This is a genomic window from Natrinema amylolyticum, assembly GCF_020515625.1.
GTDB lineage: Archaea > Halobacteriota > Halobacteria > Halobacteriales > Natrialbaceae > Natrinema > Natrinema amylolyticum.
Window position 1 is genome coordinate 1,271,098 of sequence record NZ_JAIWPJ010000001.1, and the last position, 13,538, is coordinate 1,284,635.

The window sequence follows — 13,538 nt, forward strand, 5'->3', positions numbered from 1 at the left end:
CGCGCACGTTCGTTCCGCGACTCGCCGGTCGCTCGTCGTGGCACAGCACGCGCCACTGCACGCGGACTCGACATCGAGGTTCGGTCAGGTCGTAATCCAGAGCAGATACCAGAGCAACGCCCCGCCGGCGACGCTGCCGCCGAGTATCGCCGCGCCGATGACCAGCAGCGAAGCGTTGCTCTGGAGGGCGACCAAGCCACCGGAGAGTCCGACCAGCAGGACGAAGACCGCCTTGAGCTGACCGCTTCCGTCCGCTACATCGCTCGAGCGCGAGGGACCCCGCCCCGGACCGCGACCCCGGCTCATAGGTCGTGCGGCGCGCTGACGTGCATCGCGACGAACTGCCAGTCGCTCGCGCTCGAGCCGTCGTCCGAAGTCCGTTCCACCAGCGTTCCGCTCCAGCGGCTGTCGAACCGGTACCGTTCGCCGGTCGTCACGTCCGTCCAGGCCATCGTCACCTCGTCGGCGAACGTCGCGACGCCGTCGCGGTCGGTGACGACGAGATTCCCGCTCTCGACGACCCACTCGTCGGTCGTCTCGGTCTGTTCCTCGAGGGCCGCGGCGACCTCGCTCCCCCCGAACAGGGACTCGCTGATACCGAACTTGACGGTCGACTCGGCGTCCGAAAAGAAGGGTGTGAGGGGGTCGCCGTCGCGGAGTGCGTCGTAGTAGTCGCGGACGGCGGCCTCAGCGCTCGCGCTCGGTGGCATGGCTCAACCGTCGAAGCCCGCTCCCAAAGAGTCATCGGACGCAGACGCAGGCGGCGACGAGGACGGCCGGGCGTCTCCGGTGGATCCGCCGAAACGGATCGCGTTCACATGAAGCCGCGACCGTTCACATGAAGCCTCGGTCGACCTCGTCGGTCTCGATCAGGTCGTCGAGTTCCGCGTTCAGCAGTTCGTCGGCCTCCTCGAACCGCTCCGAGAGGTCCGCGAGCTCGTCGGGACGGTCGTACTGATCGTACTCCATGGGCCCGAAGGCGGGGCTCTCCATGGCCTCCATCACGTCGTCGAAGAGGTCCTGGGGCCGGGTCGGCGCGTCCGCGTGCGTCTCGAGGACGGTCTCGAGGCGCTTGCCGACCGTTTCAGCCTCCGATTCGTCCTCGGGCGGAGACTGGACCGCGAAGCGGCCGCCCGAGTCCCGTTCGGGCATGAACGAGCCGATCTCGTCGTCGAGGTTGCGGGCGACCCGTGTGCCGACGCCGCGGACCTCGAAGGGATTCTTCGCGTACGTTTTCAGGAAGAAGACGCCGGCCCGGGGATGTGCGAGGTACATGTCTTCGCCGACGCCGCCGGCACGGTCACCGGCGACCGCGCGCCAGTCCTCCGGATCGACGTTCCGTTCGGTGACGTCCTCGAGTACGTCCTGCCACTCGCGAATCCGCATACGCGACGGTTCGGCCGCCGACAGAATGAACGTGTCGGTTACGCCGAAAGACGCCACAGGGATTCTGTCGGTCGTCAAAACGACTGATTTGAACCAAAAGGAATACGGGGGCTCCCCCGTCAGGAAACGTAACTGACGCTTTCCCTATGTCCGTCCGCCACTCACTCTCGCTCGTCGAACTGTTTCGCGCTACCCCGGCCAAGAGCGCACTGCTGACGCTCGCACCGGTCACGCTGGCGCTCGGTCAGTTATGCAATAGTTACGTCAACGGCGTCTCGCCTGCCGTCTCGATCACGTTCGCCGCAATCATGGTCGGCTTTTCCGTCGTCGCGATGGGGCACCACGCTGCCGAACACCACGTCCGTCGACTCGAGACCGAGTACGGCCCGGGGAACGCCTAAACGCCCGGCCCGGTCTCGGTCGCGACGGTTCTGGCCTCGCGGGCTTCGTAGGCGTTATACCCCGCTAGCCCGGCGATCAGAAGCCCGGTCGCGAGGGTGCTCCAGAACAGCCCACCGGCCATCTCGAGCAGCGCGGCCGAAACGATCAGCCAGACGCCGAGGACGGCGATCAACGACGCGATACCGGTACTGAGCGGGACGTCGTTGGACACCCGGTAGTAGTTGTAGCCGGCGGCGACGAGGACGACGAGTCCGACCAGCACGTCGTTCCACAGCGGTGCCGGATCCGTCTGGAAGACGAGCACGGAGAGGGCGACCCACGCGCCGAGGACGGCGACGAGCAGGCTGATGACCGAGGTCTTGCGCCGGCGCTCCTCGTTCGCGACCTGTACCGACTCGTCGCGCGGATCGCGGCCCCCGGAGCGCTCCCCGTCTCCGACGCCGGTTCCGGAGTCGATGTCGGCGGCCGCCTCTTCTCGCCGATTGGTCGGCCCGTCGTTCGTCCCGGTCCCGACGTCGGCTCCGGACTCGTCGCTCGTCCGACGATCGTCGCCGTTCGGGTCACTCATAGCAGCGAACGTACGGCTCGCGTTCTCAAAAGCGCCGCGTCCGTTCCAATCGTTGTGTCGATTCGAGCGGAGCCGAAACCGTGGGTAACACGGTATTACCGACCCGGCGCGTCGATCGCCCGACCGATTCGGTTCGAGCGGACGGCCGGCGAAAGCGCGTGCCGACGCGACCGATAGCGTTTTTGATCGCTCGCCCGTGACGATAGCTGTGCACGTACGCGGAACCGTCGCGGGCGAGGTCGACGTGCGGTCGGTGTCGACGAGCTACGGCGAGAGTGACCTCGCCGAAGTCCCGATTCGACCGGCCGACGACGCGCCGACCGGCGATGCATCCCTCGCTCGAGGCGACGGTGGAACGGCGACGCTCGCGGACGGCCGCGAGACGACGACGGTGACGCTCTGGAACAAGTGGACCGAGTCGGCCGAACTGCTCGAGCCGGGGATGGAACTGCTCGTGACGAACGTCAAAGAGGAGGAGTACGACGGCGAGACTCAGTACGCGACGACGGGCGAGTCCTACGTCGTCGTCGAGCCCTCCTTCCTCGTGAGCGTGACGTCGATCCGCAACTGGGTCGAGTGTCCCCGACTCTACTACCTGAACAAGCTCTCCGGGGTGCCGCTGAACTACCCCGTCGTGAAGGGAACGCTCGTCCACGAGGTCTTCGGCGATCTGTTGCGCGGGCGCGACCTCGAGGAATCGATCGAGACCCGCGTCGAGGAACGGGGCCTCCAACTGGGACTGCTGGGCGAGACGGCCGACGCCGTCGCCGAGGACGTCCGAGAGAACGCGACGGCGATCGAGGGCTGGCTCCAGCAGGGCCGGTTAGACGAGGCGGAAGACGAGTGGCGCTCGGAACAGTTGCTCATCAGCGAGACGTTCGGCATCCGCGGCCGGGCCGACGCCGTTCGCCGCGGGGCACCGGTCGAACTCAAGACCGGCAAGAACCTCAAGAAGGAACCGCGGTTCAAGGACAAGGTCCAGGCCGCCTGTTACGCCCTCTTGCTCGAGGAACACGGCGGCGACGTCGACATCGGAACCCTGCTCTACACGAAGAACTCGGTGTTAGATCGCAACGAGGAGACCGGCGATCTCAACCCGGCGAAGGAGTTCTCGATGGGTGACGGGCTCCTGAAGTACGTCGTCCGGCTCCGGAACGAGATCGCGGCGAAAGAGGTGTCGGGCGATATCCCGACCGGCTACGAGGCCGAGGCGAAATGCGAGTACTGCTTCGAACAGGACACCTGCATGGTCGTCTCCGGCCGGCTGGATCAGGAGTCGAAAGCCGGCCAGATCGGGCAACCGCTGCCCGACGAGGAACTCGAGTACTTCGACCGCTTCTATCGGGCGATCGAAGAGGAGCGCCGGGAGGTTCACCACGAGTACGCCAAGCTCTGGGAGCAGAGCGCCGAGGAGCGGGCCGACGACGACCGCGCGCTGATCGACCTCGAGTTCGTCGAGAAGCGTGAACTCTCGGAGGGGCGCTGGGAACTGCGGGCCGAGCGGCCCGGCGGCGCGAACTCGAAGCTCCGGGAGGGCGATCTGGTGCTCGCGAGCGACGGTGACCCGGTCCGTGGCGATTCGGAGTTAGCGCGGATCGAGCGACTCGACGACGAGATCGTGGTCACGGCGGACGAGCCGGTCGAAGTCACGCGGCTCGACGTCTATCCCTCCGAACTGACGACGGATCGGCTGCTCGTCGCGATGCACGACGCGCTCCTGAAAGGCGACGAGCGGCGCAAGGACGTCCTGTTCGGCCGGGCGGATCCCGAATTCGAGGAGATCGGCGAAGAGTTCATCGGCAACAACGAGCGCCAGAACGAGGCCGTGACGAAGGCCGTCGGCGCAGAGGACTGCGCGCTGATCCACGGCCCGCCGGGCACCGGGAAGACCTACACCATCGCTCGAGCCATCCGCGCGATGGTCGAACGCGACGAACGGGTCCTGCTCTCGGCCTTTACCAATCGCGCCGTCGACAACGCGTTGGAGGCCTTACTCGAGCAACTCGAGGACGTGATCGACGAAGAGCGAGTCGTCCGCGTCGGTTCGGAGAGCGGAATCCGCGACGACATGGAGCCGTACCGCCTCGAGCGAGCGGGCGATCCCGAGGATCGCGTCGCGAAACTACAGAACGCGCAGGTGGTGGCGGCGACGACGTCGACCTGCGGATCGCGAGTCATGAAGGAACAGCAGTTCGACGTCGCGCTGGTCGACGAGGCTGCGCAGTTGACGGAACCGGGAACCTGCGCGGCTATCAATCTGGCCGAGCGGTTCGTCCTCGTGGGCGACCACGAACAGCTCCCGCCGGTCGTTCGCGCCGAGAACGACCTCACCGAGTCGCTGTTCGAACGCCTCGTCGAGCGCTATCCCGATGCCGGCGTCATGTTGACCAAGCAGTACCGAATGAATCAGCGAATCCAGGTCTTCGCCTCCACCGAGTTCTACGACGGTCGGCTTCGGCCCGCGACGCCCGCAGTCGCAGGGCGAACCCTGGACGACCTCGAGGGCGTCTCCCGCGACACGCTGCCCGAGACGCTGCGAGATCCCGTCTCGTTCGTCGACGTCGCGGGCGACGGGAGCCGGTACACCGACAGCGAGGAGGCCGCGCGGATCGCGGACCTGATCGAAACCTACGAGGACGCGGGCCTCGAGCGATCCGAGATCGGCGTCATCGCCCCATTCCGCGCGCAGGTCTCGGAAATCTCCAAGCACGTCCCGGACGACGTGGCCGTCGACACCGTCGACCGCTTCCAGGGCTCGAGCCAGGAGGTCATCATCGTCTCCTTTACCGCGACCGGTTCGCTCGAGGGGCCGATCTTCGAGGACTACCGCCGGATCAACGTCGCCCTGACCCGACCCAAGCGCGCGTTGGTGCTAGTCGGCGACTCGCAGGCGCTGGCGTCCGATCCCGTCTACGAGCGCATGCTCGAGTGGGCGCGGCAGTGAGCCGACGCCACGCGGCTCGGCGCTGAACCGGGACGGACTGCGAGCGACTCCCCACATTTATCTTCCCGTGAGAGTAACGACCGGTGACATGCGACTCGAGGAGCAGAGCACGGCCGTTCGCGACGCCGTTCCGGTCGAATACGCTGATCTCGTCGTCTTCGTGACTGAACTCGGCGGGACGACAGCGCTCATGCTCTTGCTCGCGGTCCTGTTCTGGTGTGTGGACCGCCGCCGCAGTGCGCTCGTGATCAGTTACGCGATCGCCGGACTGGCGCTCCTGCTGTCGCTCAAGGCGCTCTTCGGGCTGCCGAGACCGCCGGCGGACGCCACGCTGATCGCGCTCGAGGGCGAGCGAGAGGGGTACGGCTTCCCCAGCGGCCACGCGTTCGCGGCGACCGTCGTCTACGGCGGCCTCGTCTCGGCGTACGACCGACTGGGAGACCGGCGAGCGGTCACCGGTGCCGGTGTACTGATCGCCGCCGTCTCGCTGTCCCGGGTCGCGCTGGGCGTCCACTACCTCGGTGACGTCCTCGTCGGGGTGGCCCTGGGAATCGCCTTCGTCGCGGTCATGGAACGGGTCACGCGCGGCGACCCGACGATCGGGTTCGCGATCGCGCTCGTCCTCGCCGTTCCGGCCACCGTCGTCGCGGGGACGGACGACTCGCTGCTCGGACTCGGCGGCTCTATCGGTGGGGTACTCGCCTCGCGGCGGCTCCCGGCTCTGCCGGCGCTACGATCCCGACTCGAGGCCGTCGTGCTGGTCGGTCTCGGCGGCGGATTCGTCGCCCTCGTCATGGCCGTCGAGTCCGTCGTCGCGACGGTCGAGCCCCTGCTCGTCGTCCTCTACGCGGCGCTCCTCGCCGGAATCTTCCTCGTACCCGCCGTCGTCGGCCGACTCGAGATCGACGGCCTCGAGTCGCGACGGGCGTAGTCCGACTCTTCCCCGTCCGAGGTCGTCGTCACGAGGAGCGGCAGGTGGTGGCAACAGCGAAGCCGCTGCCGGACTGCGGTCACTAAACTATATAAATATCAACAGGTGTCGTTGCAAAAGCAGGGGCCATCTTTAGTGCGTTATTTCGTGTGGCTTGTTTCCGAGGATTCCACAATGAACGGTAGTCACGCGGCGAAATCGGCCGAATCGAATCGAGACGAGAGCGACGGGAGGGTCCGATGAGGGCGCTCACCTGGCACGGCGAACAGGACGTTCGCATCGATGACGTCCCTGAGCCCGAGATCGTCAATCCGACCGACGCGATAATCGAGATCACGGCGACCGCCATCTGCGGCTCCGATCTCCACCTCTACAACGGCTACATGCCCGGGATGCGGGAGGGGGACGTGCTCGGCCACGAGCCCATGGGGGAGGTGATCGAGGTCGGCGACGAGGTCGAGACCCTCGAGGTCGGCGACCGGGTCGTCGTTCCCTTCACGATCAGCTGTGGCTCGTGTTGGTTCTGCGAGGAGGAGCTGTACTCGCTCTGCGATAACTCGAACCCGAACGCCGAGATGGCGAGCAAGATGATGGGCCACTCGCCGGCCGGTCTGCTCGGGTTCTCCCACATGTTGGGCGGTTACGCGGGCGGTCAGGCGGAGTACCTGCGGGTGCCGTACGCTGACATCGGTCCGATCGCGATCGAGTCCGACCTCCCGGACGAGCAGGTCCTCTTCCTCTCCGACATCTTCCCGACGGGGTATATGGCCGCCGAAAACGCCGAGATCGAGGAGAACGACACGGTCGCGGTCTGGGGCTGTGGCCCGGTCGGCCAGTTCGCGATCCAGAGCGCGTGGATGCTCGGTGCCGACCGGGTGATCGCCATTGACAGGATCCCGGAACGGCTCGAGATGGCCAGAGACCACGGCGACGCGGAGATCATCCACTTCGAGGAGGACGACGTCTACGATCGGCTGATGGCGATGACCGGCAACCGCGGCCCGGATCGCTGTATCGACGCGGTCGGGACGGAGGCCCACGGCACGGGCGTCATGGGCATCGCCGATCAGGTCAAACAGGAGGCGCGCCTCGAGGACGACCGGCCCCACGTCCTCCGACAGGCGATCAAGTGCTGTCGGAAGGGCGGGACGCTCTCGGTACCGGGCGTCTACCTCGGCCGCTCCGACAACCTCCCGTTCGGTTCGGTCATGAACAAGGCTCTGACAATCAAGACGGGTCAGACCCACGTCCAGCGCTATCTGAACCCACTGCTCGAGCGGATCGAGGACGGCGAGATCGACCCCTCGTTCGTCATCACCCATCAGGTCGGCCTCGAGGACGGCCCGGAGATGTACGAGACGTTCAACAACAAGGACGACGACTGCATCAAGGTCGTGATGACGCCCTGATTTGGCCGATCGGCGGACCGCTGCCGTCTACGCCGACGAGTAGTCGACTCTCCCTTCCTCCTCGCTCATTCGGATCCAGTACAGGCGCGTGTACGGCAGGTGGATGAAGCCCTCGTCCTCGAGTCGAATCCGAACGCCCTGGACCTTTCCTGAGTCGGTGATCTGGTCGGCGTCGATCTCCTTCGACGTCGTCCCCTCGGGGCTTTCGTACGCGATCTTGGCCATGTCTCTAGGTGCAAATCCCTGTCAATAAGTCCCAACCAAGAATACGCACACGGAACGGTCCCGCATTCGTCGGGTCGCAGTCCGAGCTGGGACTCCGTGCCCCCTGCGCCGAGCGATCACTCCTCGCTGTCCGCCCGCTCCCAGAGGGGATAGAGGTCGTCCTCGATCGGCTCGGTGATCGACTCGTCGTCGAGGCGGAGTTCGGGGTCGCCGCCGTCGAGGGCTCGCACGGTGCCGATTTCGGCGGTCGCGAGCCCCGCGTCATCGAGCGCCGCGAGACAGTCGGCGACCGCGTCGGCGGGGACGGTCGCGAGCAGCGCGCCGGAGCCGAAGATCCGCAGCGGATCGACGCCCGCGGCCTCGCACAGCGCCGCGGTCTCCTCGCGGATCGGCACGGCGTCGCGGTCCACCGCGAGGCGGACGCGCGAGGCGCGGGCCACCTCGAGCAGACCGGCCGCGACGCCGCCCTCCGTCGGATCGTGCATCGCCGTCGCGAAGTCGCGGACGACCCGAGCGTCGGGAACGACGCTGATCTCCCCGAGGAACGCCTCGGCGCGCTCGCGGACGTCGGGGTCGACGTCGAGTTCGTCGCCGAAGTCCGCCGCGAGGATCGCCGACCCCTCGAGCCCCGCCGCCTTGGTGAGGATCACGGCGTCGCCGGGCGCTGCGCCGCCGGTCGGGACGAACCGGTTCGTCGCCCCCATCGCCGTCAGCGAGAGCAGCGGCCGCTCGAGCTGGTCGACGTACTCGGAGTGGCCGCCGACGATCGACGCGCCGACCTCGCGGGCGGCGGCGTCGAGGTCGTGGGAAATCTCCTCGAGCAGGGAGCCACCGGAGTCGGTGCCGTCGGCGGTGGCATCGCTGTCGGCGGTGGCATCGCTGTCGGCGGTGGCATCGCTGTCGGCGGCGTCGTTGTCAGCACTATCGGCGTCACTCGGGAGCAAGACGACGGCCGTCAGCCAGCGCGGGTCCGCCCCCGAGACGGCGACGTCGTTCGTGGCGACGTAGACGCCGAGCTCGCCGACTCCCTCGGCGGCCAGCGAGATCGGATCGGAGCTGACCACGAGCGTGCCCTCGCCGTCGGGCCAGTCGATCGCGGCGGCGTCCTCGCCGTCCGCGGGGCCCTGTACAACCGTCTCGTCCGTCTCGGCCGCCCCGGTCCGCTCGAAGACGTGGGTCAGCAGGTCGTCCGGACTCACCTTGCCGGGCATACCACGAACTGGGACGATGCGCGGCTTGTAGCTGTCGAATAATTCGTTTCTCGTCGGAAACGGAGGAGCCACTTCCCAGTAGATAGTGGCACGGTTTCTTTATCCAGAACTGGTCGTGAAATTCCCTCTCAATAGAGGTAACCGACGTATCACTCCAAATTGATCCTCCAGCCCGCGGTGGCGCGCGCTGTCGGCCGTCCGAACGAAGTGAGGGCGGCCGCCGATACTGCGCGAGGGATGAGCGAACGCCGCAGGCGTGAGCGAATCGGCTGGGGAGGGCGTGGCGATTCCCTGTTGCCACGGTAGCAGGACACTTCTCTCGCTCCCTCCCGTCGGATCCCACTGCCCGATTTACAGCTGTAGTCACCAACTCCGGCGTTTCAGTACAGTGACGGAGAAACAGATTCGATCTCGAGACTCGCTCAGTTACCGGGCGCGACCGCGTCCATCGTCTGTCGGACCTGTTCTTCGCTCGCGCCGCGCGGGAAGCTGACCGCGATGGCGTCGAGACCGTCGACGGCCTCGTACGCCTCGAGTTTCTCGCGGGCGGTCTCCGGGTCGCCGGCCGCACAGAGGTCGTCGAGGATGGTCTCGTCGACCAGTTCGAGGGCGTGCTCGCGGTCGCCATCCTGCCAGGCGTCGTGGATTTCGGTGGCCTCGTCGTATCCCTGTCGCTCGAGGGCGTCGCGGTAGAACGTGCCCATGCCACCGATATAGAAGCCGATGTGCTGGCGGGTGAGTCTGCGGGCCTCGTCGGGGTCGTCCAGCGCACAGCAGGTGACGCCGGTGGTGACCTGGACCTCGTCGGGATCGCGGTCGCCGAGTTCGGCACCGCGTTCGATGTCCTCGAGTCGGTCTCTCGTTCCGTCGGGGGTGAGCATGATGCCGTGCCAGCCGTCGGCGAAGCGGCCCGCGAGTTCGACCGCCTTGGGACCCATTCCAGTGACCTCGATCGGCGGCGTCGTCTCCGGCGGGTCACAGCGCAGGCGAAAGCCCGAGAGGTCGAAGTCGTCGCCGTCGTAGTCGACGGTCTCGCCCGAGAGCACCTGCCGGACGATCTCGACCGTCTCGCGGGTCCGCCTGAGCGGGTTGCCGTACTCGACGCCGTGCCAGTTCTCGATCACGACGGGACCGCTCGGGCCGAGTCCCAGCCGAAATCGGCCCTCGGAGAGCTCCTGCAGCGTCGCCGCCGTCTGTCCCAGCAGGGCCGGCGACCGCGAGTAGGTGTTGAGAATGCTCGAGCCGATATCGATCGAGTCGGTGCGTTCGGCCATCGCCGTCAGGACGGTGACGCCGTCTCGCCCCCAGGTTTCGGGGAGCCAGGCGCAGTCGTAGCCGCCGTCCTCGGCCGTCCGTGCGTAGTCGACGATCGAGTCGATCGTCGGCTGTGCGGCGACGGGAAGGTGGACATCTCTGTCAGTCATCGTCAGACACAGACGGAACGGGACCTTTTGGGTGTATGGGAACCGGTGGCGTGAGGGAGCCAGTTTATAATTCGACTCGAGCACGGGCGAATTTCCGCCGTCGAAGAGCAATTGTCCCTCCAACCTTCCCGCTCGGTACCGAAGGGGTTGATAAATATCTACCCCGTGGTATCAGATAACAGTGTGATAGTTTCATCTACTAGTTCGGTGTAAGAGAGTGTGGGTTTCCCGTCGGTATCTCGGCAGTCGGGACTGGGCTGAATAGCGAGCGGGGGATCCACAGGGGATCGAAATGGTATCGACTGATACGCAATCGGAGATAGAAGAGTACCTGGGACGGGTACCCAGCTGGATCGAAGCGCTTCCGGAGCCGGCCGCGGACCACAGTTGGCGGCTCGTTCGCGATTTCGAGTTAGGCGAGACCGAACTCGAGCAGCGAGAGAAGGCGTTGATCGGTCTCGGGGCGGCAGCGGCGCTCCAGTGTCCGTACTGCGTTCACTTCCACAAAGCGGAAGCGAAACTCGAGGACGCGACGGACGAGCAACTATCGGAAGCGGTCGGCATCGCGAGCGGCGTGCGATACTTCTCGACGGTGCTCCACGGAGCCGAGGTCGATCACGAGGAGTTCGCCGCCGAGACCGAGGAGATCGTCGACCACGTCAGAGATCAGCGAGCGGCAGCATCGGGCGACGACTGAATGACCGGGCAACCGGTCGGAGTATTTTTTCCGACGGCACTCATGGGGGTGTTAGCATCCACACGTACGCCACGTGGTTCGCCCGCGAACGCACCGCTGTGAGGGTCCGAGAACGAGCACAACGCGGATTCGAGGCCGTCATAACGCGGATTCGGGGCCGTTAAACGATGTCGACGGCCCGGGTGTCACGGTCGAGTCGACTGCAGGAACCGCGTTCAGACCTCGTGCTCTTCGTCGATCTGGGGGACGCCCTGTGCCGTGATGGTCTCACCGACGAGATACGACGAGGCGGGACTGGCGAGGAACTGCGTCACGTCGGCGATCTCCTCGACGGTTCCGATGCGGCGGGCGACCGCCTCGCGGTCGATATTGTCCGCGGAGACGCCCATCTGGCTCTCGACGCCCGGCGTCGCAACGAAGCCCGGCGCGATGCAGTTGACGCGGACGTCGTCGTGGGCCCACTCGTAGGACAGCGTCGTCGTCAGGTTGATTACCGCGGCCTTGGCCGCGCCGTACGGGCTCATCAGCGGCGAGCCCCGCTGGCCGGCCACGCTGGCGAGATTGATTACGGATCCGCCGCCGTCCTTGAGATGCTCCGCCGCGGCGTGCGTGCAGTGATACGTGCCGTTGACGTTGATGTCCATGATCGTCTTCCAGCCGTTCGGTGAGATGTCGTCGAAGTCGGCCATGAACGAGGCTCCGGCGTTGTTGACCAGCACGTCGAGCGCGCCGAACTCCTCGACGGTGGCCTCGACGAGCGCCTCGACGGCCTCGCGGTCGGTCACGTCGCACTCGACCGCCAGCGCCCGCCCCGGACTGTCGCTCTCGTTGATCTCCTCGGCGACCGGATCGACGTTGTCCTGCTCGCGCGAGCAGACGACGACGTCGACGCCGTCGTCAGCGAACCGCTCCGCGATCGACTTCCCGATCCCGCTCGAGGACCCGGTAACGATAGCGACGTCGCCGTCGACGCTGAACCGGTCGGTACTCATACGCGCTCACCTACGACTGTAACATGCGACTGATTTGTTACCATTGTTAGCTCCACTCGACTATTTGCAGCAACTGTTAATAAAGATGGGTATGGATACCGTACCGTTAAGTGAGTGGCAATCGCTGGCACAGGTATTCACGCGACGGCGATCGATCGGCCGTCACCGAATCTATCCATGACACCTGGCACACCCGACTACGGACTGAATCGACAGACCGAGGTCTCTCTCAGCGGGACGCTCGAGGAGGAACCTCCCAGTTTCCCGTCTCCGACGAGAGTCTCGAGGAGCGCGCCCGCGAGGAACGCAGCGAGGAGGCGTTCGCCTCCGTCGCGGGCGGTCGCGCTCGGTGCCGACGCAGTCCTCTTCGGTCGGCCCTATGTGGTCGGGCTATCGGGGTGTATGAGCCTCGACGACGTCGATCGCTCGGCGATCCGGAGGGCAGACCGATGAGCGGGGAGCCGTCACCGGACGGCAGTGGCGACGCAGCAGTGAACGACAGCGCGGACGGCTCCACCGACACCGAGTGGGAGGCCGTCTTCTGGGACATCGGCGGCGTCATCTTGGCGCTCGATTCGGTTCAGGGTGCCCACGCCGAGTTCATCGCGGAGCTATGCGAGCGCCACGAGGTCGACGCGACGCTCGAAGAGGCGATCGAGACGTGGCGGACCACGGTTGGAAACTACTTCCGCGAGCGCGAGGGTACCGAGTTCCGGTCCGCGCGCGACGGCTATCACCTGGGCGTCGAGGCGATCGCGGGCGAAGAGATCCCGTGCGAGGAGTGGGAACCCCGATTCGACGAGATCGTCCGCGATTCGATCAAGCCGATTCCGGGCGCGCCCGAGACGATCGAGCGCCTCGCGGATCGAGACCTCCACGTCGGCGTCATCAGCGACGTCGACGACGCGGAGGGGCGAGCGATGCTCGAGCGCTTCGGCGTCCGCGAGCACTTCGATTCGATCACGACCTCCGAGGAAGTCGGCCGGACGAAGCCCGATCCGGCCATGTTCGAGACGGCGCTCGAGAAGGCCGACGTGAGTCCCGAGCGGTCGCTGATGATCGGCGACCGCTACGACCACGACGTGAAAGGAGCTGCCGACATGGGGATGCACGGCGTCGCGTTCGGGGCCGAGGACGGGCCGGCGGTCTCGTATCGGATCGAGTCGCCCGCGGAGGTCCTCGAGATCGTCGACGGACAACGAGAGCGGACGGACTGACCGAGCGGAATTCTCAGGGCCGGACCGGAACCTATGCTAACGGACGTGAACATTGTAAAATAAGAAAGACAGCGTAACTATTTTCGTTAGGCAGCGTAGTTATGGTACCGTATACCATGTCGAGCGCGAACC

General features: G+C 66.1%; 14 protein-coding genes. 6 read left to right on the forward strand and 8 right to left on the reverse strand.

The window, feature by feature from the left end:
- Positions 1-84: 84 nt before the first annotated feature.
- From LDH66_RS06235 to LDH66_RS06245, 3 genes are all read right to left on the reverse strand, one after another.
- The gene (locus tag LDH66_RS06235; RefSeq protein WP_226480198.1) at positions 85-306 is read right to left on the reverse strand and encodes a hypothetical protein; all 222 of its coding nucleotides are present in this window, start codon (positions 304-306) and stop codon (positions 85-87) included.
- The gene (locus LDH66_RS06240; RefSeq protein ID WP_226480199.1) at positions 303-710 is read right to left on the reverse strand and encodes a nuclear transport factor 2 family protein; all 408 of its coding nucleotides are present in this window, start codon (positions 708-710) and stop codon (positions 303-305) included. Before LDH66_RS06240 ends, LDH66_RS06235 begins: the two co-directional genes overlap by 4 nt.
- A 124-nt stretch (positions 711-834) precedes the next feature.
- On the reverse strand, positions 835-1,386 hold the full coding sequence (locus LDH66_RS06245; RefSeq protein ID WP_226480200.1) for a hypothetical protein: 552 nt from the start codon (positions 1,384-1,386) through the stop codon (positions 835-837).
- 146 nt (positions 1,387-1,532) lie between these two features.
- Here LDH66_RS06245 and LDH66_RS06250 point away from each other — a divergent pair, with 146 nt between their 5' ends.
- Positions 1,533-1,787, forward strand: a complete 255-nt coding sequence (locus tag LDH66_RS06250) for a hypothetical protein (RefSeq protein ID WP_226480201.1) — start codon at positions 1,533-1,535, stop codon at positions 1,785-1,787.
- On the opposite strand, the gene LDH66_RS06255 is transcribed toward LDH66_RS06250, so the two are convergent.
- Positions 1,784-2,356, reverse strand: a complete 573-nt coding sequence (locus LDH66_RS06255) for an SPW repeat domain-containing protein (RefSeq protein WP_226480202.1) — start codon at positions 2,354-2,356, stop codon at positions 1,784-1,786. The two genes, LDH66_RS06250 and LDH66_RS06255, sit on opposite strands and share 4 nt — an antisense overlap.
- Before the next feature lie 208 nt (positions 2,357-2,564).
- Here LDH66_RS06255 and LDH66_RS06260 point away from each other — a divergent pair, with 208 nt between their 5' ends.
- The 3 genes from LDH66_RS06260 to LDH66_RS06270 all read left to right on the forward strand — a co-directional run bounded on the left by LDH66_RS06260 (position 2,565) and on the right by LDH66_RS06270 (position 7,640).
- Positions 2,565-5,300, forward strand: a complete 2,736-nt coding sequence (locus LDH66_RS06260) for an AAA domain-containing protein (RefSeq protein WP_226480203.1) — start codon at positions 2,565-2,567, stop codon at positions 5,298-5,300.
- An 88-nt stretch (positions 5,301-5,388) separates the two neighbouring features.
- Entirely contained in the window at positions 5,389-6,231 is an 843-nt protein-coding gene (locus LDH66_RS06265; RefSeq protein WP_226480204.1) for a phosphatase PAP2 family protein, read from the forward strand.
- 239 nt (positions 6,232-6,470) lie between these two features.
- The gene (locus tag LDH66_RS06270) at positions 6,471-7,640 is read left to right on the forward strand and encodes a zinc-dependent alcohol dehydrogenase (protein ID WP_226480205.1); all 1,170 of its coding nucleotides are present in this window, start codon (positions 6,471-6,473) and stop codon (positions 7,638-7,640) included.
- Between the two features lie 27 nt (positions 7,641-7,667).
- Here LDH66_RS06270 and LDH66_RS06275 read toward each other — a convergent pair whose 3' ends face one another.
- The 3 genes from LDH66_RS06275 to LDH66_RS06285 form a co-directional block, all read right to left on the reverse strand.
- Positions 7,668-7,865, reverse strand: a complete 198-nt coding sequence (locus tag LDH66_RS06275; protein WP_226480206.1) for a hypothetical protein — start codon at positions 7,863-7,865, stop codon at positions 7,668-7,670.
- Positions 7,866-7,981: 116 nt separating this feature from the next.
- The gene (locus LDH66_RS06280; RefSeq protein ID WP_226480207.1) at positions 7,982-9,076 is read right to left on the reverse strand and encodes an AIR synthase family protein; all 1,095 of its coding nucleotides are present in this window, start codon (positions 9,074-9,076) and stop codon (positions 7,982-7,984) included.
- Positions 9,077-9,498: 422 nt separating this feature from the next.
- Positions 9,499-10,500: a TIGR04024 family LLM class F420-dependent oxidoreductase gene (locus tag LDH66_RS06285; RefSeq protein WP_226480208.1), complete on the reverse strand. Its 1,002-nt coding sequence runs from the start codon at positions 10,498-10,500 to the stop codon at positions 9,499-9,501.
- A gap of 292 nt (positions 10,501-10,792) precedes the next feature.
- Between LDH66_RS06285 and LDH66_RS06290 the strand changes: the two genes are divergently transcribed.
- Positions 10,793-11,197, forward strand: coding sequence for a carboxymuconolactone decarboxylase family protein (locus LDH66_RS06290; protein ID WP_226480209.1), 405 nt, complete (start codon positions 10,793-10,795; stop codon positions 11,195-11,197).
- A 215-nt stretch (positions 11,198-11,412) separates the two neighbouring features.
- Here LDH66_RS06290 and LDH66_RS06295 read toward each other — a convergent pair whose 3' ends face one another.
- On the reverse strand, positions 11,413-12,189 hold the full coding sequence (locus LDH66_RS06295; protein WP_226480210.1) for an SDR family NAD(P)-dependent oxidoreductase: 777 nt from the start codon (positions 12,187-12,189) through the stop codon (positions 11,413-11,415).
- 449 nt (positions 12,190-12,638) lie between these two features.
- Here LDH66_RS06295 and LDH66_RS06300 point away from each other — a divergent pair, with 449 nt between their 5' ends.
- Complete coding sequence (locus LDH66_RS06300; RefSeq protein WP_226480211.1) at positions 12,639-13,406, forward strand: HAD family hydrolase; 768 nt, start codon at positions 12,639-12,641, stop codon at positions 13,404-13,406.
- Positions 13,407-13,538 lie beyond the last annotated feature (132 nt).